Annotated in this window: 22 protein-coding genes and 1 tRNA gene; 10 read left to right on the top strand and 13 right to left on the bottom strand. The window is 67.4% G+C overall.

The window, feature by feature from the left end; genetic code table 11:
* Positions 1 to 4: 4 nt before the first annotated feature.
* Genes ACFCYE_RS13515 through ACFCYE_RS13505 form a run of 3 tightly spaced genes read right to left on the bottom strand, consistent with a single transcriptional unit; the run spans position 5 to position 2,708 of the window.
* Complete coding sequence (locus ACFCYE_RS13515) at positions 5 to 943, bottom strand: type II secretion system F family protein (RefSeq protein WP_376179492.1); 939 nt, start codon at positions 941 to 943, stop codon at positions 5 to 7.
* The gene (locus tag ACFCYE_RS13510; RefSeq protein ID WP_376179490.1) at positions 940 to 1,800 is read right to left on the bottom strand and encodes a type II secretion system F family protein; all 861 of its coding nucleotides are present in this window, start codon (positions 1,798 to 1,800) and stop codon (positions 940 to 942) included. The genes ACFCYE_RS13515 and ACFCYE_RS13510 overlap by 4 nt, the downstream gene beginning before the upstream one ends.
* Positions 1,797 to 2,708 (bottom strand): CpaF family protein, encoded by a 912-nt coding sequence (locus tag ACFCYE_RS13505; protein ID WP_376179488.1) that lies wholly within the window; start codon positions 2,706 to 2,708, stop codon positions 1,797 to 1,799. The genes ACFCYE_RS13510 and ACFCYE_RS13505 overlap by 4 nt, the downstream gene beginning before the upstream one ends.
* Positions 2,709 to 2,775: 67 nt before the next feature.
* Between ACFCYE_RS13505 and ACFCYE_RS13500 the strand changes: the two genes are divergently transcribed.
* The 4 genes from ACFCYE_RS13500 to ACFCYE_RS13485 all read left to right on the top strand — a co-directional run bounded on the left by ACFCYE_RS13500 (position 2,776) and on the right by ACFCYE_RS13485 (position 6,390).
* A complete protein-coding gene (locus ACFCYE_RS13500) occupies positions 2,776 to 4,311 on the top strand; it encodes a recombinase family protein (RefSeq protein WP_376179486.1) in 1,536 nt (511 codons plus the stop codon).
* Between the two features lie 727 nt (positions 4,312 to 5,038).
* The gene (locus ACFCYE_RS13495; RefSeq protein WP_376179484.1) at positions 5,039 to 5,635 is read left to right on the top strand and encodes a hypothetical protein; all 597 of its coding nucleotides are present in this window, start codon (positions 5,039 to 5,041) and stop codon (positions 5,633 to 5,635) included.
* On the top strand, positions 5,632 to 5,976 hold the full coding sequence (locus ACFCYE_RS13490) for a hypothetical protein (RefSeq protein WP_376179482.1): 345 nt from the start codon (positions 5,632 to 5,634) through the stop codon (positions 5,974 to 5,976). The genes ACFCYE_RS13495 and ACFCYE_RS13490 overlap by 4 nt, the downstream gene beginning before the upstream one ends.
* Before the next feature lie 192 nt (positions 5,977 to 6,168).
* Positions 6,169 to 6,390, top strand: a complete 222-nt coding sequence (locus ACFCYE_RS13485; protein ID WP_376179480.1) for a hypothetical protein — start codon at positions 6,169 to 6,171, stop codon at positions 6,388 to 6,390.
* A 37-nt stretch (positions 6,391 to 6,427) separates the two neighbouring features.
* On the opposite strand, the gene ACFCYE_RS13480 is transcribed toward ACFCYE_RS13485, so the two are convergent.
* The 3 genes from ACFCYE_RS13480 to ACFCYE_RS13470 all read right to left on the bottom strand — a co-directional run bounded on the left by ACFCYE_RS13480 (position 6,428) and on the right by ACFCYE_RS13470 (position 8,553).
* The gene (locus ACFCYE_RS13480; RefSeq protein ID WP_376179479.1) at positions 6,428 to 7,345 is read right to left on the bottom strand and encodes a DUF4393 domain-containing protein; all 918 of its coding nucleotides are present in this window, start codon (positions 7,343 to 7,345) and stop codon (positions 6,428 to 6,430) included.
* 82 nt (positions 7,346 to 7,427) lie between these two features.
* Positions 7,428 to 8,030, bottom strand: coding sequence for a hypothetical protein (locus ACFCYE_RS13475; protein ID WP_376179478.1), 603 nt, complete (start codon positions 8,028 to 8,030; stop codon positions 7,428 to 7,430).
* Positions 8,031 to 8,310: 280 nt separating this feature from the next.
* Positions 8,311 to 8,553, bottom strand: a complete 243-nt coding sequence (locus ACFCYE_RS13470; RefSeq protein WP_376179476.1) for a hypothetical protein — start codon at positions 8,551 to 8,553, stop codon at positions 8,311 to 8,313.
* 35 nt (positions 8,554 to 8,588) lie between these two features.
* Here ACFCYE_RS13470 and ACFCYE_RS13465 point away from each other — a divergent pair, with 35 nt between their 5' ends.
* The 3 genes from ACFCYE_RS13465 (at position 8,589) to ACFCYE_RS13455 (ending at position 12,831) form a co-directional block, all read left to right on the top strand.
* Complete coding sequence (locus ACFCYE_RS13465) at positions 8,589 to 8,861, top strand: hypothetical protein (RefSeq protein WP_376179474.1); 273 nt, start codon at positions 8,589 to 8,591, stop codon at positions 8,859 to 8,861.
* An 852-nt stretch (positions 8,862 to 9,713) separates the two neighbouring features.
* Positions 9,714 to 11,672 (top strand): hypothetical protein, encoded by a 1,959-nt coding sequence (locus ACFCYE_RS13460; RefSeq protein WP_376179473.1) that lies wholly within the window; start codon positions 9,714 to 9,716, stop codon positions 11,670 to 11,672.
* Between the two features lie 406 nt (positions 11,673 to 12,078).
* On the top strand, positions 12,079 to 12,831 hold the full coding sequence (locus tag ACFCYE_RS13455; protein ID WP_376179472.1) for a hypothetical protein: 753 nt from the start codon (positions 12,079 to 12,081) through the stop codon (positions 12,829 to 12,831).
* A 483-nt stretch (positions 12,832 to 13,314) separates the two neighbouring features.
* Here ACFCYE_RS13455 and ACFCYE_RS13450 read toward each other — a convergent pair whose 3' ends face one another.
* Entirely contained in the window at positions 13,315 to 13,935 is a 621-nt protein-coding gene (locus tag ACFCYE_RS13450; RefSeq protein ID WP_376179471.1) for a hypothetical protein, read from the bottom strand.
* Positions 13,936 to 14,039: 104 nt separating this feature from the next.
* Positions 14,040 to 14,324: a hypothetical protein gene (locus ACFCYE_RS13445; protein WP_376179469.1), complete on the bottom strand. Its 285-nt coding sequence runs from the start codon at positions 14,322 to 14,324 to the stop codon at positions 14,040 to 14,042.
* A gap of 627 nt (positions 14,325 to 14,951) precedes the next feature.
* Between ACFCYE_RS13445 and ACFCYE_RS13440 the strand changes: the two genes are divergently transcribed.
* Both ACFCYE_RS13440 and ACFCYE_RS13435 read left to right on the top strand, forming a co-directional pair.
* Positions 14,952 to 15,033, top strand: a tRNA-Leu gene (locus ACFCYE_RS13440).
* 48 nt (positions 15,034 to 15,081) lie between these two features.
* Complete coding sequence (locus ACFCYE_RS13435; RefSeq protein WP_376179467.1) at positions 15,082 to 15,855, top strand: DedA family protein; 774 nt, start codon at positions 15,082 to 15,084, stop codon at positions 15,853 to 15,855.
* Positions 15,856 to 15,882: 27 nt separating this feature from the next.
* On the opposite strand, the gene ACFCYE_RS13430 is transcribed toward ACFCYE_RS13435, so the two are convergent.
* Positions 15,883 to 16,698: a Ku protein gene (locus ACFCYE_RS13430; protein ID WP_376179466.1), complete on the bottom strand. Its 816-nt coding sequence runs from the start codon at positions 16,696 to 16,698 to the stop codon at positions 15,883 to 15,885.
* Between the two features lie 60 nt (positions 16,699 to 16,758).
* On the opposite strand from ACFCYE_RS13430, the gene ACFCYE_RS13425 reads away from it, so the two are divergent.
* Positions 16,759 to 19,176 carry an ATP-dependent DNA ligase gene (locus ACFCYE_RS13425; RefSeq protein WP_376179464.1) on the top strand — a complete coding sequence of 806 codons (2,418 nt, stop codon included), beginning with the start codon at positions 16,759 to 16,761 and terminating at the stop codon, positions 19,174 to 19,176.
* A 1-nt stretch (position 19,177) separates the two neighbouring features.
* On the opposite strand, the gene ACFCYE_RS13420 is transcribed toward ACFCYE_RS13425, so the two are convergent.
* The 4 genes from ACFCYE_RS13420 to murI form a co-directional block, all read right to left on the bottom strand.
* A complete protein-coding gene (locus ACFCYE_RS13420; protein WP_376179462.1) occupies positions 19,178 to 20,095 on the bottom strand; it encodes a cation diffusion facilitator family transporter in 918 nt (305 codons plus the stop codon).
* An 88-nt stretch (positions 20,096 to 20,183) separates the two neighbouring features.
* Positions 20,184 to 20,774 carry an RdgB/HAM1 family non-canonical purine NTP pyrophosphatase gene (rdgB, locus tag ACFCYE_RS13415; protein WP_376179460.1) on the bottom strand — a complete coding sequence of 197 codons (591 nt, stop codon included), beginning with the start codon at positions 20,772 to 20,774 and terminating at the stop codon, positions 20,184 to 20,186.
* Complete coding sequence (gene rph / locus ACFCYE_RS13410) at positions 20,774 to 21,508, bottom strand: ribonuclease PH (RefSeq protein ID WP_376179458.1); 735 nt, start codon at positions 21,506 to 21,508, stop codon at positions 20,774 to 20,776. Before rph ends, rdgB begins: the two co-directional genes overlap by 1 nt.
* Complete coding sequence (murI, locus tag ACFCYE_RS13405; protein ID WP_376179457.1) at positions 21,501 to 22,352, bottom strand: glutamate racemase; 852 nt, start codon at positions 22,350 to 22,352, stop codon at positions 21,501 to 21,503. Before murI ends, rph begins: the two co-directional genes overlap by 8 nt.
* Positions 22,353 to 22,361 lie beyond the last annotated feature (9 nt).

The raw sequence follows: 22,361 nt of genomic DNA, 5'->3' as shown, positions 1-22,361 counted from the left end.
GCACTCAGCCGAGACCGAGGCGGAGGATGAACAGGCCGGGGAAGACCGCGAACAGGACGGACAGCGGGAGGATCAGGAAGACCAGTGGAAGGAGCATGAGGATCTCCTTCCGCCCGGCCTGTTCGATCAGCCCGCGCTTCGCGTCTTCGCGCGCGTCCGCCGCCTGCGCGTGCAGCACCCCGGCGAGCGGCGCACCGTGCTCGAGCGCTGCGACGAGCTGATCCACGGCGCGGGAGAGGCCGGGAAGCTGGAGGCGCGATGCCGTCTCGCCCAGAGCGTCGGCGAGCGGAGATCCGGTGTTGACCGCCAGCACCACCTGTCGCAACTCCTCGGTGAGCTCTCCAGAGCCGACCGCGGCGACCCGGCGGATCGCATCCAGCAGCCCTTCGCCGGCCGACAGGCACAGCGCCAGGAACTCGAGCGTGGTGGGGAGTTCCTCGCCGAGCCGGGCCATCCTGGCTCTGGCCCGAGCCGTGAGGAGCATGTCGTAGCCCGTTGCCGCGGCGACGCCCATCAGGATCGGCAGCACCACCGTCGGCGCTGACATCCTTCCGGCGAGCGCCAACGCGATCACGATGACGGCGCCGACGGCCAGCCCGCCGAGTCCCCACGCCAGCTGGCGGCCTCGGAACGCACTCGCGTCGAGCGGGCTGCCTGCCTGCGCGAGACGCATCCGCAGTGCTTCTCCCCCGCCTACAAGCCGTTCGAAGACATCGCGCAGACGAGCCCAGGCTGGACGTCCCGACGCCGACAGCATTCCGGCAGTGGGCAGGATCCCCCGCGGCAGCAGCGCGTCAGGAACGACGTCGCGCACGTAAGGTGCGATCCGCACGCTCAGCGACGCCGCGCGCCAACGCGGCAGAGCAGCCAGCACGCAGAGGACGCCGCCGGCGAGCAGCCCGCCGAGCAGCACCGCGATCGCGAGGTCGGTCACGGCCGTCATCCGAACCACCGCTTGGGTTCGGCAAGGCGACCGACGCGGACCATGATGCGGAACGCCAGAACCGAGACCGCCGCGCCGGCGATGATCACCAGTACCCCTTCAGCCGTGCCGTACGCGTCGACACCCTCCGGACGCATCACGAGAAGCCCGAGGATCACCCATGGCGCGACCACCCCCAGCACCGCTGCGCCGTGGATCCAGGACTGCCGCGCCTCGACCTCACCGCGCAACGCGGCATCTTCGCGCACCGACGACGACAGGGCGCGCAGCACACCGGTGAGATCGGTGCCGCCCACCTGCCGTGCCATCCGCAGCGTCTCGATGATGCGGTCCGCGATCGGATCGGCGAGCGCAGTCTTCAACCGATCCAGACTGGACTCGAACCGTCCGGTCGCCCGCAGGTCCCTCGCGAAGACGGCGAACGCCGGACGGACGGCCTGCGGCGCGGATTCGGCGAGACCTGCCACGGCATCCGGCAGCGAAAGGCCGACTCTGATGGCGGCGATGAGCAGGTCGCAGACGTCCGGCCAGAGCTGACGACGTGCTTTGCGCAGTCTCAGCCGCCTCCCTCGGAGGTACGTCACCGGCGCCGCCGCGGCGGCGAGCGCGGCGATGACGGCGAGTGCAGCGAGCCCGGTGAGCAACCAGACGACCGCTGCCGTGGCCGCGGCCAGCGCGAGCATCACCATGATCAGGGTGCGCGAGCGGATGCTGCCCAGACCGGCCTCTTCGAGCAGACTCGTGAGCGCCCCGGCGCGCGGTGTGCGCTCGACGGCGCGATCGCGAACCGGCCACAGCCACGGCGACGCGCAGAGCAGCAGGCCGGCGGCGAGTGCTGCGCCGACCAGCAGCGTCATGCGGTGGCCTCCGAGCGGTGGACCGCCCGCGTGATGATGCGACCTTCGACGACCTCACCTGTCGGCGCCAGCACCTCGACGACGCGACGCTGTCCTGCGGCGTCCCGCGCGCAGTGCACCACCAGCGAGACCGACGAGGCGATCGCCGGTGCGATGAAGGAGCGGTCAATGTTGCGTCCGGCCAGCAACGGCAGGATCGAGAGCTTCTCGAGCGCCTCGGCGGCGGAATTGGCGTGGATGGTCGCAGCCCCCGGCACGCCGGTGTTGAGTGCGAGGACGAGGTCCAGCGCCTCCGCGTCACGCACCTCGCCGATGACGAGCCGATCGGGGCGCATGCGCAGCGCCTCCTTCACCAGGCGCCGAAGCGTGATCTCACCGGTGCCCTCCAGGCTCGCCTGTCGGCCTTGCAGAGCGACGAGATCCGGGCCCTCGACGGCGAGTTCGAACGTCTCCTCCGCCGTGATGATGCGCTGCGTGCCCGCGCAGGACTCCAACAGTGCACCGAGAAGTGTCGTCTTGCCGGCATGCGTTGCGCCTGAGACGAGCACGCTCTGCCCTTCCTGCATGGCACGGCGGAGCATCTCGGCGACGTCGCCGGACAAGGCGCCCTGCTGGACGAGCGCGTCGAGCGTCCGGTATCGAGGCAGGAACTTGCGGATGTTGACCGCCCATCCGCCGCGCACCACATCGGCGATCGCGACATGCAGTCGAGAACCGTCGGGAAGCGAGGCATCCACGAACGGCTGGCTGATATCCACCCGGCGTCCGGTGGACTGCAGCATCCGCTCGACGAGATCGCGCACCACGGCATCCGTCAACCTCAGCGGGATCCGCTCTGTCGCTCCGCCCCGAGCGACATGGACGTGCTCGGTGCCATTGATCCAGATCTCCTCGGGTATCCAGTTCATTTCAACGGGCAGCCCGGGGCGAGGAGGCGCTCTCCTCAGCAACCACGCCTCCTCTGAAAGGACAACCTTGTCTACCCCGGAACTTCTCGTCGACCTCTACCTCCGTCTCTCCATCGACAAGGAGGGCAAGGACTCCCTCGAAAGGCAGGAGGCCGACCTCCGCGAGTGGGCTTCCCGAGAAGGCAAGACCGTCCGCACCGTCTGGCGCGACGCCGGCAAGTCCGGCTACAAGCGCAGCGTCAAGCGCCCCGACTTCGACTCCGCCATCGCCGCGGTCAAGGCGGGCGAGGTCGCCACCCTCGCTGTCTGGAAGCTCGACCGGCTCAGCCGCCAGGGTGCGGGCCAGGTCGGTACCGTACTGGACGACGTAGACGCCGTCGGCGGTCGGGTCTTCTTCCTCAAGGATTCGCTCGACTCTTCCGTCCCCGGGCACCGCATGGTCATCGTCATGGTCTCCGAGCAAGCTCGCGCCGAGAGCGCCAATACCTCCCTCCGCGTCCGCGCGAAGAAGGAGGTCCAGCGCCGCGCGGGCCAATACCTCGGCGGCTCGGCCCCGTTCGGCTACGTCGTCGGCGGCGACCGAAAGCTCCGCCGCAACCCCAAGACCGCGCCTCTCGCACGCGAGGTATATGAGCGCCTCCTCGGCGGCGAGACGATGCTCCAGGTGTGCCGCGACTGGAATGAGCGGGGCATCCGCACCCAGCGCAACGGCGCACACTGGCGCTCGTCCAATCTGTCCGTCATCCTCCGCTCTCCGACGTTCGCGGGCCTAGTTCCCGATCACCGCGAAGAGCGGGCGGCGGGCTACCAGGGAGCCGACCTCCACCCCTGGCGGCACCCGGATACGGGCGAACATGTCTCGCTCATGGCCGATGGGGAGGCGCCGATCGTGACCGAAGGCGAGCGCGTCGCACTACTCGCCGAACTCGACTCGCGCCTCCGTCGCTACGGGCGCGGCATGCGAGCCGTCCGTCAGCCCCGGAGCCTCCTCGGGGGCGGGCTAGTCGTGTGCGCGACGTGCCAGGGCAAGTGCAACGACTTCGGCGGCGCGTACCGCTGTCGGCGTCGGGAACACGTCGGCCCGCAGTGTCCTCGCCCCGTCTCCGTCACGACGACGCTTCTCGACGAGGCAGTCAAGCGAGCATGGGCTTCCCGCCTCGCCGCCCTCGAGCCTGGTGATGCCCTTTTGGAGGCCGTAGCCGCCCGCTGGCTGGCCAAGAATGACCCGGTGGTGGTCCAGTCACACCGCGAGTATTCTGAGCGCTTGGCGACGCTGGAGGCGAAGCTGGCCGCCGCGGATCACGACCACTATGTCCGCAGCAAGCTCGACGCTGAGAGATACGCCCGTATCGCCGCGGCGTTGGAGGGGCAGATGACGACCGTCCGCGCCGACATCGCGCTCCTTCCCGAGCCGGAGGCCGACCTCGGCTCACTCCTGGACCCGGAGCTCTCACTTCCGGCGATCATGGCCGCGCCGGTCATGGAGGCCCGCGCCCTGCTCCGCCTGGCAATCGACAAGGTCATCGTCACGCCCGCTGACCGCCCGGGACAACGTTTTGTGCCTCACGAGCGCATCCGCATCGCGTGGGCCTCCACGCGGTGACGCTCATAGCAGCGCGCCGGACCCGGTCGCCAGGGAAGGCGCGTGGCCGGAGGGCCGAGTAAGTGTCGAAGTGTCGATTCACTTCGACACTCTCTATTCCTCTCTTGAGTAGCTCTCTCTCTCAAGGCGGGAATAAGGAGTGTCGATTTACTTCGACACTTCGACACTCGCCCGCCGCCCGCGTGGTCGCCCTCCTCGGCGTTTCTGAGAGTCGTCTCTGAAAAGAGTCCCCCGGCAGCGTCCTCCCCCGTTTCCGCGCCTTCGGTTGGGCACCCAGGCGCTCTCCTAGATAGAGGGAGAAATCTCGTTCTACCCAAGCCTCGTCGTCATCGACGGGGCTTTTTCTTTACCCTTCTTGCCGTTGGCAACGGCACCGACTCCGCGAAAGGAGCCGCGCATGGCCTACCTCCTCAACTGCGCGCAGTGCGGCCGACCTGCCGAACTCGCCAAACCGACCGCCCGCTTCTGCTCGTCGGCGTGTCGTAACCGCCGCTACTACGCCGACCTCACCGCCAGACGGCTCCGCCTAGCAACCCAGGCGGCGGCGGCGCTCCGCTCCGGCGACGTCGCCGAACTTGAGCGAGTAGCTGGCCGCGCTGTCGAGCTACTCGCACCCTAGGTGACGCCGATCAGCCAAACCACTCCAGGCCCTCTCCTCCGCAGCCACACGAGCGTGATTCTCGCGTCGGCCAGGGCCACCTGGTCCACCTCTACGAAAAGGAACCCCATGACGACTACCTCCGCTCTATCCCCGCTGACTATGACCGGCGACCCCCGCGGCTCCCGTCCCCCGGCCCCGAAATGGCTGACTGACAAGGTCCCCGGCGCGAAGGCGCTTGCTCGGGCGTTCGAGAGCGCCCGCAACGGCGTAGCCGAGGCGAACGTTGCCCATCGTGCCGCTCTGGATGCGCTCCGGGAGGCCAGCAAGCTCAACTCTGGCGTTTGGGAGCCTCGCGTCGACGTCGAGTACGACCGTTGGCGTCAGCTCAAGGCAAGGAAGATAGAGGCTGAGGCAGCCATCCGCCACGCTGAGACGAAAGCCGCGACCGCCTGGGAAGCGCTCTACGAGCACCTCCACGCCACACCGCACGCCCAGGCTGAGGCCAACCGAGTCGCCAACGAGCACTTCGCCGCGATCGCGGACGCCTTCACTGCTCTCGATGACAGCGTCGCTGCCTTCGCCGAGGCAGAGTCCCTCGTCCACACCAAGTACAACGTGCGCGAAGGCTTCTACACGAAGCGATTCTCAGAGCAGTACCGCCAGGACACCGCGGCCCTCCGCAAGGCGGTATCGGCCTACACAGCGAAGGAGGCCGGTCGATGAACACCCGCGACATCGATTCTCTCGTCGCCGACACCGTCGCCGCCCGTCCGCTCCCCGCTTCATACACCGGCTTGAACCCGCAAGACCGCGCTCGCGTCGAGGCCGAAGCCGCCCGCCGGCGTCTGACGCCCGACGCCTTCTGGAGCTTGTCCCGATCCCGGCGCAACATGACCGCGGAGGAGCGCTACACCGCTCGCGTCAAGGACGCCGCTGCCGAGCGAGAACGGCAGCGCAAGATCGCTGAAGACGCCGACAAGGGACTCTTCGGCAACCTCAGCAAGACCGACGAGGAGTACCCCACGAAGGTCCTTTCCGTAGTCGACAACCGCTACAAAAAGTAGCGCACCGTCGTGTGACACACGACCCCCGTGGGATGGCCCGCGGGCCTCCGGGCTGGCGTCTCCCTTCGTCAGTACGGAGCGGTAGCGGCGCGGGCTCTTATTCCGCGCACGGCCACCACTGGCCAGCCCTCCTCCGCCGCTGTCTCCTCGGCCTTTGAGTCGAGGGCTGGCCATCTCCACGAAAGGAACACCATGACGACGCCATCTGACTACCGAGCCTTGGAGGCCGCACGCATCGCCCTCGCCGCCGAGCTCTCCCGCGTCAAGCACGAGCTCCGCCAGGAGCGCGCACTCCGCGCCCTCCCCGACCTCGAGCCCGTCATCGAATTCGTCCGCGGCGACTCCGACGAGGACTATGCGGCGCACGCTCAGGCCCTCGCCACCGCACTCCGCGGGGCGTACGGCAAGGCGTGAACGCGCATCTCCGCCCCGATTCGCGGATCGTTCGCGACTACCCTTCGGATGCGTCTGTGTCGCCCGCGCTGGCCGCCGCTTGAGCCGCCGCGCGCCAGTCGCCCATGCCCGCCCTGACCGACTCCGCTGGCGCATCGTCAATCCGCACCGCTTGGGCAAACTGCCGACCGAAATTCGTGGCGCGAATGACGCCCTTGTCGAATTCAATCGCCTCGGGACGTTCGGCTCGCGCCTGCACTTCCTGATATTCAGGTCGCGTGTTGACCCACCCGTACACACCCGCGGCGGTTAGATATGCGTCGTACATCACCTCAACGAGCCCGAGTCGAATCCAGTTATCGACGTAAGTGGCGATCCTGTCGGGGACCAGCGCCTTACCATCGTCGTCACGCCAGTCCAGTATGTGCGTAGCTTCCTCGCTCGCGCCTTCGCCACTCTCTGCTTTGATCTTGACGCGGGCAATCGGCGCGATGTATTCCTTATCCGCAAATACGCCGCGCAGAAACACCACCTCGGTTGCATCAAGCTGGCGCAGCACATCGACGAAGGCAGGGTGTGCCCCGAGTGAGCTTCGCGAATCCATGGCGCTAGCGAGCAGTGACAGATACAGACGTCGCAATTCAGTCTCGTCGTGTGCGTAGACCAAAGCGTCCAGCACGGGCCCTGCGACGACAGCACGCGGCGAGATGATGTCTTCGTCCGGGACCACATCGAGGCGCTCGGCGAGTTCCCCCTCAAAGCGTCGTTTCATGTAGTCAGCGAAGCGCGTGGCCCCGTAATTTGCCGCCGCTAGGGGTAACAGCACTGTGTGTACCGTCTGAGTGATGATCTTCAGTGACTTTGCCGCATAAACACCGGCCTCGCGCGCATCGGGCGATTCCTTGCCCAGTTTGATGACTTCTCCCAATGCGCCTACCGTCGTCGCGAGCGCCTTCTCCGGCGGCTGTTCACTCATGTCGTGAGCATAGCCGGATGCGCGCCGTCGCCAGTCGCCCCATCACCCTCGCCCGTTTCAAGTCGGCGGGGGTGATCGCCAGCTACTCGGTGCGCTCCGCCCAGACCGAAGGCGACTCCGACACCTCGGCGTAGCCCATCACCCTGAGCAGATCAGCCGCCTGACCAGTCTCAAGGGCGAAGGCGGTCTTGAAGGCTGTCAAGCGCCAGGTCGGTCGCTCGCACACCATCTGGCGAAGGGCCAACGACGGCTCACCCCTCCCGCCCTCAATAACCCAGCGTTCTGCCGCCGCCCGCCGTTCGCCGTGTTTGTAGCCAGCTAGTAGCTGGCCGCCTTGGCGCAAGCGGTCGAGGACATCGGCGACGGTGAGCCCGGCGAGCACGAGCTCGACGATGGCCGTGATAGGCCCGCCACCGACCCCGACGACGCTGAGATGCAACGTCGAGCCGTCTGCAAAGCGTGCGGCCTGCACCATCGTGAGCTCGTCCAGATGTCCGAGGACGAGCTCGTCGCGACCGTCCTCGTCAACGTCGACCACGAGCAACGGCGCGATCGACTTTCCCACCTCCCGCGAGACCGCGTCACGGAGCAACTCGTCATCGCCCCCGACGACCTCAAGCATTTGAGGGGAGATAACTCCCCAGTCAGCTCCACCCGGCGTGTACCACACGCTCACATTGATCACGCTCAGATCGTAGTCTCTGCCATCCGCGCAGGCCCGAGACCCGGCAATCCGCGTCCCGTTTCAAGCCGGCGGGGGTCTCCCCAGGCCCGGGGAGGCATAGCGTCTGCCAATCGATACGTATGGCTCTCGACTTTTAGGGCAACGCTGGCCCGGTTTTCGGCGGCGCTACCCGTAACGACCGCTGAACTTCGCGGCGCGTAGGCCCTGCTAGGCCGCCCTATCAGCAACGATTCGGCCCGGAAACGAAGGAAAACCTCAGCCTAACGGCCCGTCTCGCGCGTCAGGGACGTTGAGCAATCGTCACGTACACGCGACCGCTGGCGTCCGCATGGACCGGCCCCTGACGCTGGATGCCCCACGTCCCGAGCACAGCATCGAGCGCTTCCAGCGATTCCGCGTCGTCCATCGACCGCCACCCATGCAGTTTCACCCGCTTGCCGTTCGGATAGCGCTCAGAGCTATCGAGGGACAGCCAATAGCCGGATTTATCTGCCATCGGCGCGACCCAGACCACATCCATCATCGGCCCACCGTAACCCACCCACTCGAGGAACCGCCATGATCTTCACACCCAACGGCAACTACCGCCGCCCAGCACCCATCGAGGTACCGCCCGGCGAGCCACTGACGATCCCGTCCACGACCATCACCGTCGCACACGACGCCCGTGGCTTCGAGGTCGGCTATTTCGCCAAGCCCGGCGTCGTCTGCGCCCCGGCGCTCATCGTGCCCGGCGATGCTCCGAGCCTCGCCGACGCCACCGTCTACATCCCCGTCAACGGTTCCCGGCCGCTGCCGTTCCTCGACGCCGACGAACTGCCCGCCCAATGACCCCCGCCGACCACACGCTCCGCGACCTTGCCACCGCCCACGCTGACGCCACGCTTCGAGTCGTCGACCTCCTGAAGTCGACCCGAAGCATCCAGTACGAACTTCCGCCCGGCGCTCGCGTCGTGACGCCGGACGTCGTCCGCGACCCGACTGGAGAGACTGCCGCATCCGGCACTCGCCTCGCCCTCCGCGCGGGCGTCGAGGACGCCATCGACGCATGGAACTCGCCACCGCCGACTTCACCAAGGCAGCGGACGCGCTGGAGCACCTCCTCGACCGCGACATGAACCCCAGCTACGCGACCGCCGCGTAATTGAACCCGCGAAGGCCCCCGCCCGCTCCTCGTCCACGCCGAGGCGCCGGCGGGGGCCTTTGTCGTACCCACCGCCAGGACACCATGACCTCTCCCTCCATCGGCTTCGCCGACATCGCCCTGTCGCCGCATTCCGCGGGCCTCGGACGCATGCTCCGCGGGCATCTCGACCCGAAGCTTTCGCCCTCCGCCGCTATGCCCGACCTCAAGCGCAGCCTCGCTCGTGTCGTCGCCCCGGTCGCTATCGCCGCCGCGGTGGCAGCGGGCCTCGCCCTATCCGCGAAGGTGCTCGGCGCCTCTATAGCCCAGGCCGGAGCCCTGGAGCAGTCCATCGGAGCCATCGACACGATCTTCAAGGGCTCCGCGGGCCAGATGCACCTCTGGAGCTCCGCCGCAGCCATCTCCACCGGCCTCGCGCGCAACGAATACAACGAGCTCGCCACCCTCATCGGCTCCCAGCTAAAGAACGCCGGGACGGCCATGGAGGAGCTCGCCCCAAGACCAACGACCTCATCACGCTCGGCGCGGACCTCTCCTCGATGTTCGGCGGCACGAGCCGCGAGGCCGTCGAGGCCCTCTCCTCCGCCCTCAAGGGCGAGCGAGACCCGATCGAGCGCTACGGCGTCAGCCTCAAGCAAGCATCGATCGACGCCAAGGCCGCTGAGCTTGGCTTCACGAAGGTCGGCGGCGCTCTCTCCGCCGAGGCCAACGCCGCCGCAACCCTCGCGCTCATCATGGAGCAGACGGCAGACGCGCACGGCAACTTCGCCAAGGAGTCCACGACCTACGAGGGCGTTATGCAGCGCCTCGGCGCGTCGTGGGCCAACGTCTCCACGACCATCGGCCAGGCGTTCCTCCCGTTCGCCACCGCGGCGGGCTCCATCCTCCTCGCCATGATGCCCACCATCCAGGGCGTAGCCGACAACTTCGCCGTCTTCGGCGAGCGGATGTCCACGGCCTTCCAGGACGCGAGCGGCGGACTGGCCGGCGTCGGCGCGATGTTCGCCGACGCACTCGACGGCATCGGCGCATGGGCCTCTACCATCGACTTCGGCGCGCTCGTCGCCAAGCTCGTCGAGGTCGCCAAGACCCTCGGCGCCCGGGCGCTGGACGCGCTCCCCGGCCTTGCGACGGCCTATCTCGACGTCTACCCCACCCTCGTCGAACTCGTCTGGGGAGGCCTCTACACCGGCATCCTCGACTCTTTCTTGATCACTGCGACCGCGCTCATCGGCTTCTTGCCGTTGAGCGTGCCGCAGTTCGCCTCGGTCCTCGTCACTGCCCTCCCCGTCCTCCTGGCGGCGGGCGTCGAACTCTTCATGTCGCTCGTCACGGGCATCGCGACCGTTCTGCCGACGCTCCTGACGACGTTCACGGACGTCTTCGCCCAGGTGCTCGCCATCGTCATCGAGACGCTGCCCCAGCTTCTCGCGTCGGGCATCGAACTCTTCACCACGCTCGTCCAGGCCATCCTGGACGTCCTCCCGGTGATCCTCGACACCCTTCTCGGCGATGTCCTGCCCAACGTCCTCAAGACGGTCCTCGGGATGCTACCGGAGCTCCTCACCGCGGGCATCGAGCTCTTCATGGAACTCGTCAACGCGATCCTCGACGTCCTCCCGGACATCCTCGACACGCTCCTCGGAGACGTGCTCCCCAACGTCCTCAAGACGGTCCTCGGGATGCTGCCCGAGCTCCTGGCCGCTGGCATCGAGCTCTTCTTCTCGCTCGTCACGGCGATCCTCGACGTGCTGCCCGACATCCTCAAGACCCTCCTCACGGATGTCCTGCCGAACGTCCTGGACACCATCCGCGGGATGCTGCCGGAACTCCTCACCACGGCCATCGACCTCTTCTTCACTCTCGTCGAGGCGATTCTCACGGTGCTGCCGGACATCATCTCGACGCTCCTCAGGGACGTCCTGCCGACGCTCATCACGACGCTAATCAACATGGTCCCGCGCCTCATCAACGGGGCCATCCAGCTATTCGGCGCGCTCGTCCAGGGTCTCGTCTCCCGCGTGCCGGCGATCGCTCGGGCGATCCTCACCGACATCGTCCCGGCGCTCGTCTCCGCAGCTATCGACAGCGTGTCGAGCCTTCTCGAGGCTGGCAAGGACGTCCTCCGCGGCCTCATCGATGGGCTCTGGAGCATGGCTTCATCCGTCGCCGACGCCCTCATCTCGCTAATCGGTGGAGCCGTCGACGGCTTCCTCGGCTTCCTCGGCATCAACTCGCCCTCCCGCTTGCTCCAAGGCATCGGCCTTGACGTCGGCGAAAGCCTCGCCGACGACCTCGACGCGACACCGCTGCCCCCGTGGTATCCCACCTCGCCCATTGAAAGCGACGGCTACGCCCGTTCGGTCGCCACCGCCCTCGCTGACAGTGTCCCGGCCCGACGCCGACATACCACCATCACGCGGAACGCCACTCAAGGGCTCACCGCTGAGCAGGAAATCGCGCGTGCCTGGCGCGACCTCCGCTTCAGCAACCTCTAGCCACACGGCTAGCCCACGGCCCCGCGCTCGTCACCGAGCCGGGGCCGTTTCTGCGTCTACACGGACCCCGTCGGAGGTAGTCGCCTCGCCGCCGAGCGCCTCTAGACTCCGCCGCCATGTATACGTACACCAGTATTCTTGAGTCCACGACGACGAGAGGACTTCTCCATAAGCGCTCCGCAGGTTCTACCCAGGCCCGCCACCCAGGCGGGCCTACGAACCCGTGGAGTGCCATGTCCGAACTCGTCTCCGAGTCCATCTCGTCCTTCGTCGTCTGCCCGAATGACGACACTCACGTTGGCGAAATTGGTTACCCCTGCCCTCGTTGCGGCACGATGATCTAGCTTGTCCGCGTCATAGCAACCGACGGCAGCTATCGCCGTTTACACGCCGCTACCCTGGCGACATGACTGACCTCGACAAGCTCATCCCGCCGAGCGAGCCGGCGCAAGACATCCTGACGACCGTCCTCAGTGCCGGCGTCAGCGCCTTCCCTGTGGGTGGAGGCGCAGTCGCCCGCGTCATCGACGGTGCTATTGCCGCGAGAGCTGCCGAGCGCCAACACGCGTACAACGTCGCCGTCGTGGCCGAACTCAACCACATCGCCGAACGCCTCGACCGCTCTCTTACGATCGCCGACGTCATCCGCTCCGACGAGTTCATCTCCGCGCTCTCACGGACGCAACGAGAGGCCGCCGAGACCGCGAGCGAGACCAAGCGAGCACGCCTCGCACGCGCAACGGTCCAGTCGGGTCCTTGGTCGGACGTCCGCGCATCCGATCGGGCCGCGTTCCTCCGCCTTGTGGCTAAGTACGAGGACCTTCACGTCTGGCTCCTCGCCTACTTCGCCGACCCCGCCGCGTGGCTCGACGCGCACGGCCTCGGTTATGTCTACCGCGAGGGACTCAGTGAGGTAGGAGCCCATGTCGCCGAAGCTCTTGGGGTCGGTATGGAGGGCAGCCGGTCGACCGAGGACATTCCCTACTCTGTCGGGGACGCACTCGACGACCTCATCACCGACAGCACGATGAGCTTGGTTCAACTCGACGGAGTCGTTGACGATCCCTTCGCGCCCATGATCACGCCGCGCGGTCGCCGGTTCCTCGAATACCTCCGAGAGGACTCGCCAGATCACGTCGAGGCACCCCGCGATATCTAACTCGCTGTCCTCGGCGTTGCGACGGCGCCTCAGGTCATATTCGGCGTCTAACCCGTCGGATCTGACGCCTTAAACGTCAGATTCGACGCCACCGGCATTCCGTATGACATAAACTGCTGTAAAGGTTCCCCAGGGGCCGCCCAGAGTTGCTGCTCTGAGCGACCCCTCCTCAGGGAGCCACCGCACTTCATCGTGCGGAGTAGAAAAGCCCCCCTCATGAGTTCGTTACGCTCGGGGGCTTTTCTCTTGCTCAGGAGTTTACCGGCGCCACGCGACGTCCATGCCCGGCACTAGATCGAATCTCGTGGGCACACGGGACGCTTTCCCGTCACCCGACGAGCTCTATCGGTCACTATTGGCCGCTATCGGTCAGTATTGGTCGCGCGCGTGCCGACACCGCGCCTACACGCACGGGTGAAACTCACAGCTGACGTCCAGCTTCGAGATTTTGCCACGCGACCTTCGTGCCGGGCACCGGCATTCCTACGGGGTCGAACGCCCACTCAATGACAGGCGTGCGGCCCTATAACTGACGGTCTGGCCCTTGCGCGGGCCGTTCTTGGCCACGAAGCTCACCGGCTCCAGCTTGAGGATAGCCTTCGTCGGGCCCTCCGCTGCCTCCAGCGCCTCGGCGACGCCGTTGTAGGCCAGGTCGGAGGCGAAGCCCCACGAGCCCGTCTTGAACTTGAAGACGCCGAGCTCCGGGTCCTCCGCGAGGCGGAAGTAGAGCTCGATGTCCGGCTCAGCGCCAACACCGCTGCGATACTCGGGAAGTTCTCCGAAGCCATCCAGCGCCGCCACCTCCTCGGCATCGCCGTTGCTCACGTAGATCGGCTTGCCGGAGCGCCCCCAGAGCACCATGCGCTGACGGAGGGCCTTAGCGCACTCGATGATGACGGCGACCTCGGCGGAGGCGGTGAAGACTTCGATGTTGTCCTCGCCCTTGGCTGCCCATTCCTGGGGGGCCTGGCCGCCGTAGAGCTCGTAGACCTTCGCGGCGACGTCGGGGTCGCCGGTCGTGATGCGCCATTCCTCGATGGAGGCGGGGCGGTCGTCGATCTGGTGACCGGCGCGGAAGCGACCGACGATCGTATTGGCTGACATTGTGACTCTCCTCTGTCGGTGCAGGTAGTCGGCGACCGCACTCGACCGCCGACTACCCTGGCTCTGAGCGGATGGAGCATCTAGGCCATGTTCCATCCGCTCACTTACTGGCCCCTGAACGACTTCTCCGCGGCAATCTCGTACGCGGGCTCAACGTCGATGCCCTGAGTCGCGAGGGTCTCCAGCCCCAGGCACCCCTCCACGTTGAGACGAAACTCGACTAGGTCGGCCAACGCCGCGAGGTACGCCGCCTCGATCCGCGCGCCGATGTCGAACTGCTCCTGTGGTGCGAGCCGTTCCGCGCGCAACCGGAGTTCGTGCACCCATAGCCTCCCGGCTCGCGTGAGCGCAACATCGCCGACGTTCTCCACGACCTCGTCAAAGTACATCCCTTACCTCCATCACTAGGCGCCCGGTGCGCCCTCCGGTTCATCATGGGGCGATCCTGGTCGATTGTCAATTTATGTATTCTCAACTGGGGTTTATGCGCGCGTTGACTTGCGCACATCTCCTGTCGCGCCCGCGCGCAACCTCGGCGCAAAACTCGCAGACACTCCCATTGGCCAGCACCCAAATCGAGGTAGGGGTTTAGACTCACTACCCTCGATCTCGGGGTCTTCCAGCAAAGGTTGGAGGGGCCCGTACCCATGGACGGATGCCAGAACTTCCCGCACCAGCGCGACCTCGTCGTCCACCATGGCCTCGCCGCGCGACAGCGCGTGGTCGTTGTGCCGGCGCACCTCGGCCTGCGCGACGCGCCTGGCCTCGACGGGATCGATCGACGGGTCGGTGCGGTCCGCGCGCAGACGCCGCCGCACTCGGTCGGCGACGACGGATGCTGGATGACTCACCCGTGCATCCTCGCAAGAATCCGACATGCGCCTCAGAAGTTATCCACAGGCTGCACCAGCGCCTCGCACCCGCCACCCGGAACGTCGTCGGGATACCCGGAACGAAACCGGCGGTTCTCCCGCCGTCCGACTGTCAGCGCCCCGGTTAGACTGGCATCGCGCAGCGCGGGAGTGGTGAAACTGGCAGACACGCAGGATTTAGGTTCCTGTGCCTTCGGGCGTGTGGGTTCAAGTCCCACCTTCCGCACGCAGGGCGCGCGCACGCGCGCTCGACCGCCTCGCAAGACGGGACACCATGCACCACATCGCGCTCATCCCCTGGCTCGACCCGGCGACGATCATCGGCGCCGCAGGCCCCTGGGCCCTGCTCGTGGTCTGCTTCATCGTCTTCGCCGAGACGGGGCTGCTCGTCGGATTCCTGCTTCCCGGTGACACCTTGCTCGTGATCTCGGGCCTGCTCTCGCACCCGCAGGACTATGCGCCGAACGGCGTGTTCGGCATCAGCGTGTGGTGGGTCGCCCTGCTCATCGGTCTGGCCGCGTTCATCGGCGGTGAGGTCGGCTACGTGATCGGGCACAAGGGCGGACCGGCGGTGTTCGAACGCAAGGAGTCCGGGCTGTTCAGCCGCAAGAACGTCGAGCGCACGAACGCGTTCTTCGAGCGCTACGGCGGGCTCACGATCATCCTCGCGCGCTTCGTGCCCATCGTGCGCACGTTCGCGCCGGTGGCCGCCGGCGTGGGTCACATGCACAAGGGCAAGTACACGCTCTACAACCTCATCGGTGCGGTGCTGTGGGGCTTCGGCCTGACGATGTTCGGGTACCTCATCGGCTTCATCCCGCCAGTCGCCAGATTCGTCGAGAACTACATCGACCTGATCCTCCTCGTGGCCGTCGGCGGCACAGCGCTCATCACGCTGTGGCACTACTTCTCCGAGCGGTACAAGGTCCGCAAGGAGCTCGCCGGAGGCGGAGACCCCGACACGGATGCCGTCGAAGCCACCGAACTCGCCCTGGACCCCGAGGTCTTCGACCGCGCACCCGACCTGGACGGCGACGGCAAGCACTGATCCGTTGCGCCGTCTGAACGGCGCAGATCAGCCCGCGTCGCGCTTCTTCGACTTCGACCGCGACTTCTCGACGCTGGCGCGCAGCGCCTCCATGAGGTCGATGACCTCGCCGCCCTTCTGGGTCTCCTCGCCCTCTTCGCCGAAGGTCTCGGCCACGTCGAACGTGTCCCCCGCCTCGATCTTCGCGTCGATGAGCGTGCGCAGCTCCTTCTGGTACTCGTCGACGAACGCCTCGGGATCGAAGTCGCTCGAGTAGCTGTCGACGAGGCTGGCCGACAGTTCCAGCTCCTTTTTGGAGATCTTCACGTCCTCGTCCAGCGAATCGAACGAGGCCTCCCGCACCTCGTCGGCCCACAGCAGCGTCTGCAGCACCAGCACGTCGCCGCGCACGCGGAGGGCGGCCAGGCGGGTCTTCTGCCGCAGCGTGAAGCGCACGATCGCCGTGCGATCGGTCTGCTCCAGCGTCTTGCGCAGCAGCACGTACGCCTTCGGCGACTTCGAATCGGGTTCGAGGTAGTACGCCTTGTCGAGCGTGAGCAGATCGACCTGCTCGGTCGGCACGAACTCCACCACGTCGATCTCGCGGCTGCGCTCCGCCGGCAGCGCATCGAGGTCTTCCTTGGTCAGCACCACCCGCTGGCCGTCGTCCTCGTACGCCCGGTCGATGTTCTGGTACGCCACGACCTCGCCGCACACCTCGCAGGTGCGCTTGTACCGGATGCGCCCGCCGTCCTCATCGTGCACCTGATGCAGCGGCACATCGTGATCCTCGGTGGCGGAGTAGACCTTCACCGGGACGTTCACGAGCCCGAACGTCAGGGCACCTTTCCAGATCGACCTCATGAGACCAGTGAACACCGCGGACGCGGTCGGAGGCCAGGGGCTTGCGGCTACGATTTCGACATGCCCAGCAACGCGCAGATCGTCGAGGTCGACGGTCGGCGCGTGCGTCTGACAAACCTGGACAAGGTCATGTACCCCGCGACCGGCACCACCAAGGGCGAGGTCATCGCGTACTACACGGCCGTCGCCTCGCGGATGCTGCCGCTGCTGTCCGGCCGGCCCGTGACGCGCAAAAGGTGGGTGGAGGGCGTCGGCACAGCGGATGCCCCGGCCGAAGCCTTCTTCACCAAGCAGCTCGAGCAGGGCGCGCCCGGGTGGGTGGTCCGCCGGCCGATCGAGCACTCGGACGGCCCGAAGGACTATCCGCTCATCGAAGACCTGCCATCGCTGGTGTGGTTCGCACAGATCGCGGCGATCGAACTCCATGTGCCGCAGTGGCGGTTCACGCCTGAAGGTGATCGCGGCAACCCGGATCGCCTCGTGATCGATCTCGATCCCGGGCCGGGCGCCGACCTCGCCGCGTGCGCACATGTCGCCCGGCTGGCCCGCGACATCCTCCGAGACATCGGCCTGGACCCGGTGCCGGTGACCAGCGGGAGCAAGGGGATCCATCTCTACTCGCGCCTGGACGGGTCGCAGAACAGCGACCAGGCATCCGCTCTGGCCAAGGAGCTCGCGCGGGCCATCGAAGCCGACCACCCCGACATCGCCACGAGCGTCATGGCCAAGGCCGCGCGCGGCGGCAAGGTCTTCCTCGACTGGAGCCAGAACAGCGCGTCCAAGACCACGATCTCTCCCTACTCACTGCGCGGACGCTCCCACCCGACCGTCGCAGCGCCGCGCACCTGGGACGAACTGGACGACCCGGAGCTGCGCCACTTGGAGTTCGACGAGGTCCTCGAGCGCATCGATGCGGGCGCGGATCCGCTCGCGGGGTTCGCGCGCGCGGCATCCGCGGCGCACCTGGCTCCCTACCTGTCCAAGCGCACCACCGGACGCACGCCGGAGCCGATGCCTGAGCTGCACGCGATCGAGCCGTCGCCCCCCGGTGCCCCGCCGCGCTTCGTCATCCAGGAGCACCACGCGCGCCGCCTGCACTTCGACCTGCGCATCGAGCGCGACGGCGTGCTCGTCAGCTGGGCGGTCCCCAAGGGCGTCCCCGACCGCCCGGACCGCAATCATCTCGCGGTCATGACTGAGCCCCACCCGCTGGAGTACCTCGAGTTCCACGGTGAGATACCGAAGGGCGAGTACGGCGCAGGGACCATGACGATCTGGGACACCGGAACCGTCGACATCGAGAAGTGGCGCGACGACGAGGTCATCGCCACCTTCCGCGGAGAGGGGCCGCTCGGGCGTGCGCGGCTGGCGCTGATCCGCACCGAGGGCAACGGAGAGAAGTCCTCGTGGCTGCTGCACCGGATGAAGGACGCCGAGGCAGGTGCGGCTCGGCATCCGGTCGTGACGCGACCCGCGCCCCCTGCCTCCCCGGCGCCGACCACACCCGTCGCGCCGCACGGCGCGCCGGAGCCGATGCTCGCCGAGACCGGGACGCCAGGGCTCGCACGCGCCCTCGGCGACGCGTGGGCCGAGATCAAGTGGGACGGCATCCGCGCCATGGGCGTCTGGCAGGACGGTCGGATGCGGCTGTTCGCTCGAAGCGGCACCGACATCACCGACCGCTATCCCGAGCTGACGGCGGACGGAGCGCCCCACCTCGCGGTCTCGGATGCCGTGATCGACGGCGAGATCATCGCTCTGGATGCGACCGGGCGGCCCAGCTTCAGCCGCCTGCAGAACCGGATGCATCTGACCCGACCGCGCGAGATCGAGCGCGAGGTGGTGCGCACGCCGATCGTCTATCAGCTCTTCGACCTGCTCCGACTGGACGGGCACGATCTCCTGCGCACACCGCTGCGTGACCGGCGGCGCCTGCTGGAGACGCTGTCCGAGAGCGCCGACGGCCCCGTCGTCGTCCCACCCGTGTTCGATGACATCGACGCGGCGCTGCAGACCAGCGCGGAGCTCGGACTGGAGGGCGTCGTCGTCAAGGACTCCGGTTCGGTCTATCGCCCGGGCGCCCGGTCCGGATCGTGGCTGAAGATCAAGCACACCCGCACGCAGGAGGTCGTCATCGCCGGCATCCGCCCCGGCAAGGGCAATCGATCCGGCGGCATCGGCTCGCTCCTGCTCGCCATTCCCGAGGGCGAAGGGCTGCGCTACGTCGGGCGCGTCGGCAGCGGCTTCACCGAGCGCATCCTGCGGGATCTCACCGCCAGACTGGACCCGCTGCGCATCCCGAAGCGTCAGATCGACGGGGTACCGACCGCGGATGCCTCGGACGCCGAATGGGTGCGGCCGGAGCTGGTCGGCGAGGTCGAGTTCGCGAACTGGACGCCGGACGGCATCCTGCGACACGCGCGCTGGCGGGGCCTGCGGCCGGACAAGCGCATCGACGAGATCGTCGTCGAGTCCTGATTCAGGCGTGCGTCTGCTCGCACCGAGCGGCGTCGTCCGGCTCGAGCTGGAACGTGGAGTGCGCGACGTCGAAGTGATCCGCGAGGCACTCCTGGAGTCTCGCCAGGAGGACCGCCGAACGCCCCTGCTCCATCAGTTCCGGGGCCACGCCGACGTGCGCGGTGAAGACAGGAGCGCCGCGGGTCAGCTGCCAGACGTGCACATCGTGGACGCCGGTCACACCGTCCATCGCGAGCAGGTGCGCGCGGATGTCCGCCACCGTCATGCCCTTCGGCGCCGATTCCGCGAGCACCGAGAACACCTCCCGCAGCAGAGTGACAGCACGCGGGACGATCATGGCCGCGATGAACAGAGAAGCGATCGCGTCCGCCGGCATCCATCCGGTGACGATGATCACGAAAGCGGCGACGATGACCGCCGCCGAGCCGATGAGGTCTCCGAGGACCTCGAGGTATGCGCCGCGGACGTTGATGTTCGTGCGCTGCGCCGCGCTGAGCAGCCACATCGATATGCCGTTCGCGACGAGGCCGATCACCGCGACGACGAGCATCAGTCCGCCGGCGACCTCGGCATCCGCGGGGTCGAGCAGGCGCGAGACACCCTCGATCGCGACCACGGCGGCCAGCACGATGAGGATGATCGCGTTGATCAGCGCCCCGAAGACCTCGGCGCGCTGGTACCCGAACGTGCGCCGGTCGTCGGCCGGTCGCGCGGCGACCGCGCTGGCGATCAGTGCGATGACGAGCGCTGAGGCATCCGTGAACATGTGCGCGGCATCGGCGAGCAGCGCGAGCGACCCGGTGAGCACCCCGCCGACGACCTGCACGAGCATGATCGTCGCCGTCAGACACAGCGAGATCGTCAGCAGTCGGCGACTGCTCGCGCCTCGGATGCCTGGCGGATGAGCGTGGTCGTGCATGCCTCAAGCGTACGATCGAAAACGGCCGTCAGAGGCGATTTCGTCTAGTCGGGAATGGTGACGATTCTCAGTAACGACTCGCGCCCGATCAGAGCTTCTCGAGCAGCGGGATCAGCGACGCGAAGGCCCGCGCCCGATGCGACTGCGCCTGCTTCTCCTCGGCGCTGAATTCGCCCACGCTGCGCGGGGCGCCCTCCTGGCCGTCCGGCACGAAGATCGGGTCGTAGCCGAATCCGCCGCCGCCGGATGCCGCGCGCGCAAGGCGTCCCCGCCACACGCCCTCGACGACGTGCTCCTCGCCCTCGGGCGTCACGAGCGCGATCGTCGAGACGAACTGCGCGGCGCGGTGATGGTCGGCGATATCCGCGAGCTGGTCCAGGAGCAGCTCGAGGTTCGCCTGGGCATCCTTGCGCTGCCCGGCCCAGTAGGCCGAGAAGATGCCGGGTGAACCGCCGAGCACGTCGACGCAGATACCGGAGTCGTCGGCGAGCGCGACGAGGCCGGTGTGCGCTGCAGCCGCCCTGGCCTTGATGAGCGCGTTCTCGGCGAAGGTCACGCCGTCCTCGATCGGCTCGGGGCCGTCGTAGCCGACCACCTCGAGATCGGGTCGTGTCCGGGCGACGATCTGCCCGAACTCGGACACCTTGTGCGGGTTGTGGGTGGCGAGGACGACCCTCATCAGCCGGCCAGGGCTTCGAGCTGCCGCGCCTTCAGGTCCTCGCAGCCGGCCACGCCGAGCTCGAGCAGCGCGTCCAGCTCGCGCTTGTCGAACGGAGCTCCTTCGGCGGTGCCCTGCACCTCGACGAAGAGACCGCGTCCGGTCACGACGACGTTCATGTCGGTCTCGGCCCGCACGTCCTCGACGTAGGCGAGGTCGAGCATCGGCTCACCGTCGATGATGCCCACCGACACCGCCGAGACCGAGTCGAGCAGCGGCTTGGAGTTCTTGCCGATGAACTTCTTCTCGCGGCCCCACTCGATCGCGTCGGCGAGTGCGACGTAGGCGCCGGTGATCGCCGCCGTGCGGGTGCCGCCGTCGGCCTGCAGCACGTCGCAGTCGATGACGATCGTGTTCTCGCCGAGCGCCTTGGTGTCGACGACCGCGCGCAGCGCACGGCCGATCAGGCGGGAGATCTCGTGAGTGCGGCCGCCGATGCGGCCCTTCACGCTCTCGCGGTCGTTGCGGCTGTTCGTCGCCCGCGGGAGCATGGCGTACTCGGCGGTGACCCAGCCCTTGCCCTTGCCGGTGAGCCACCGCGGGACGCCGTTGGTGAAGGAGGCCGTGCACAGCACCTTCGTCCCGCCGAAGCTGATGAGCGCCGACCCCTCGGCGTTGGCGCTCCAGCCGCGCTCGATCGTGATCGTGCGGAGCTCGTTCGTGGCGCGGCCATCGGAGCGGACGATGTCAGACATGGGTTTCCTTCGGTTCGAGGGATTGTGCTTCCGGGAGGGTGATGACGCCGGTCTGGACCAGCTGGACGTCGCGCACCTCGCGGCCCATCAGCCGATTGGCGAGCGCTGTGAAGTCGTCGGCGGAATCGCCGGTGGCCTCGTACACGTACGTGGCCACGGCATCCGATGGGGCGAGCAGATCACCGCGGACGAGCTGACGGTACACGTCTGCCGCCGTCTCGTCGTCGCTGGAGACGAGCGAGACGCCCTCCCCCATGACGTAGCCGATCGCGCCGCGCAGGAACGGATAGTGCGTGCAGCCGAGCACGAGAGTGTCGACGTCGGCGTCGCGCAGCGGGGCGAGGTACTCCTCGGCGGTGGCGAGGACTTCCGGCGAGCCGGTGATGCCCGCTTCGACGAACTCGACGAATCGAGGACATGCGGCCGTGAAGACGCTCAGACGCTCGTTGACCTCGAGCATGTCCTGGTACGCGCGGGAGCCGATCGTGCCGACCGTGCCGATGACGCCGATGCGTCCGTTGCGCGTCGTCGAGACGGCCCGGCGCACCGCAGGGCCGATCACCTCGACGACCGGCACGTCGTAGCGCTCCCTGGCATCGCGCAGCATCGCAGAGGATGCCGTGTTGCACGCGATCACCAGCATCTTGACGCCCTGATCGACGAGCGTGTCGAGCACCTCGAGCCCGTAGCGGCGCACATCTGCGATCGGCTTGGGGCCGTACGGCGAATGCGCCGTGTCACCGATGTACACGAACGATTCACGGGGCAGCTGCGCACGGATCGCCCTGGCCACCGTGAGTCCGCCGACACCCGAGTCGAAGATTCCGATGGGCGCGTCGTTCATGACTCCCCA

This window comes from Microbacterium sp. NPDC056234, assembly GCF_042267585.1.
In the GTDB taxonomy this organism is placed as follows: Bacteria; Actinomycetota; Actinomycetes; order Actinomycetales; family Microbacteriaceae; genus Microbacterium.
Note: the sequence above shows the minus strand (reverse complement) of the source record. Positions and strands in the feature narration are given on the sequence as shown.

Bases quoted from the DNA above. Each gene is read 5' to 3' on its own strand.
- ACFCYE_RS13435 (WP_376179467.1), top strand. From the start codon at position 15,082: ATGCACCACATCGCGCTCATCCCCTGGCTCGACCCGGCGACGATCATC.
- ACFCYE_RS13445 (WP_376179469.1), bottom strand. From the start codon at position 14,324: ATGTACTTTGACGAGGTCGTGGAGAACGTCGGCGATGTTGCGCTCACG.
- ACFCYE_RS13425 (WP_376179464.1), top strand. From the start codon at position 16,759: ATGCCCAGCAACGCGCAGATCGTCGAGGTCGACGGTCGGCGCGTGCGT.
- ACFCYE_RS13465 (WP_376179474.1), top strand. From the start codon at position 8,589: ATGATCTTCACACCCAACGGCAACTACCGCCGCCCAGCACCCATCGAG.
- murI (WP_376179457.1), bottom strand. From the start codon at position 22,352: ATGAACGACGCGCCCATCGGAATCTTCGACTCGGGTGTCGGCGGACTC.
- ACFCYE_RS13450 (WP_376179471.1), bottom strand. From the start codon at position 13,935: ATGTCAGCCAATACGATCGTCGGTCGCTTCCGCGCCGGTCACCAGATC.
- ACFCYE_RS13420 (WP_376179462.1), bottom strand. From the start codon at position 20,095: ATGCACGACCACGCTCATCCGCCAGGCATCCGAGGCGCGAGCAGTCGC.
- ACFCYE_RS13490 (WP_376179482.1), top strand. From the start codon at position 5,632: ATGAACACCCGCGACATCGATTCTCTCGTCGCCGACACCGTCGCCGCC.
- rph (WP_376179458.1), bottom strand. From the start codon at position 21,508: ATGTCTGACATCGTCCGCTCCGATGGCCGCGCCACGAACGAGCTCCGC.
- ACFCYE_RS13510 (WP_376179490.1), bottom strand. From the start codon at position 1,800: ATGACGCTGCTGGTCGGCGCAGCACTCGCCGCCGGCCTGCTGCTCTGC.
- ACFCYE_RS13460 (WP_376179473.1), top strand. From the start codon at position 9,714: ATGTTCGGCGGCACGAGCCGCGAGGCCGTCGAGGCCCTCTCCTCCGCC.
- ACFCYE_RS13430 (WP_376179466.1), bottom strand. From the start codon at position 16,698: ATGAGGTCGATCTGGAAAGGTGCCCTGACGTTCGGGCTCGTGAACGTC.
- ACFCYE_RS13470 (WP_376179476.1), bottom strand. From the start codon at position 8,553: ATGATGGATGTGGTCTGGGTCGCGCCGATGGCAGATAAATCCGGCTAT.
- ACFCYE_RS13495 (WP_376179484.1), top strand. From the start codon at position 5,039: ATGACGACTACCTCCGCTCTATCCCCGCTGACTATGACCGGCGACCCC.
- ACFCYE_RS13480 (WP_376179479.1), bottom strand. From the start codon at position 7,345: ATGAGTGAACAGCCGCCGGAGAAGGCGCTCGCGACGACGGTAGGCGCA.
- ACFCYE_RS13505 (WP_376179488.1), bottom strand. From the start codon at position 2,708: ATGAACTGGATACCCGAGGAGATCTGGATCAATGGCACCGAGCACGTC.
- ACFCYE_RS13515 (WP_376179492.1), bottom strand. From the start codon at position 943: ATGACGGCCGTGACCGACCTCGCGATCGCGGTGCTGCTCGGCGGGCTG.
- ACFCYE_RS13455 (WP_376179472.1), top strand. From the start codon at position 12,079: ATGACTGACCTCGACAAGCTCATCCCGCCGAGCGAGCCGGCGCAAGAC.
- rdgB (WP_376179460.1), bottom strand. From the start codon at position 20,774: ATGAGGGTCGTCCTCGCCACCCACAACCCGCACAAGGTGTCCGAGTTC.
- ACFCYE_RS13485 (WP_376179480.1), top strand. From the start codon at position 6,169: ATGACGACGCCATCTGACTACCGAGCCTTGGAGGCCGCACGCATCGCC.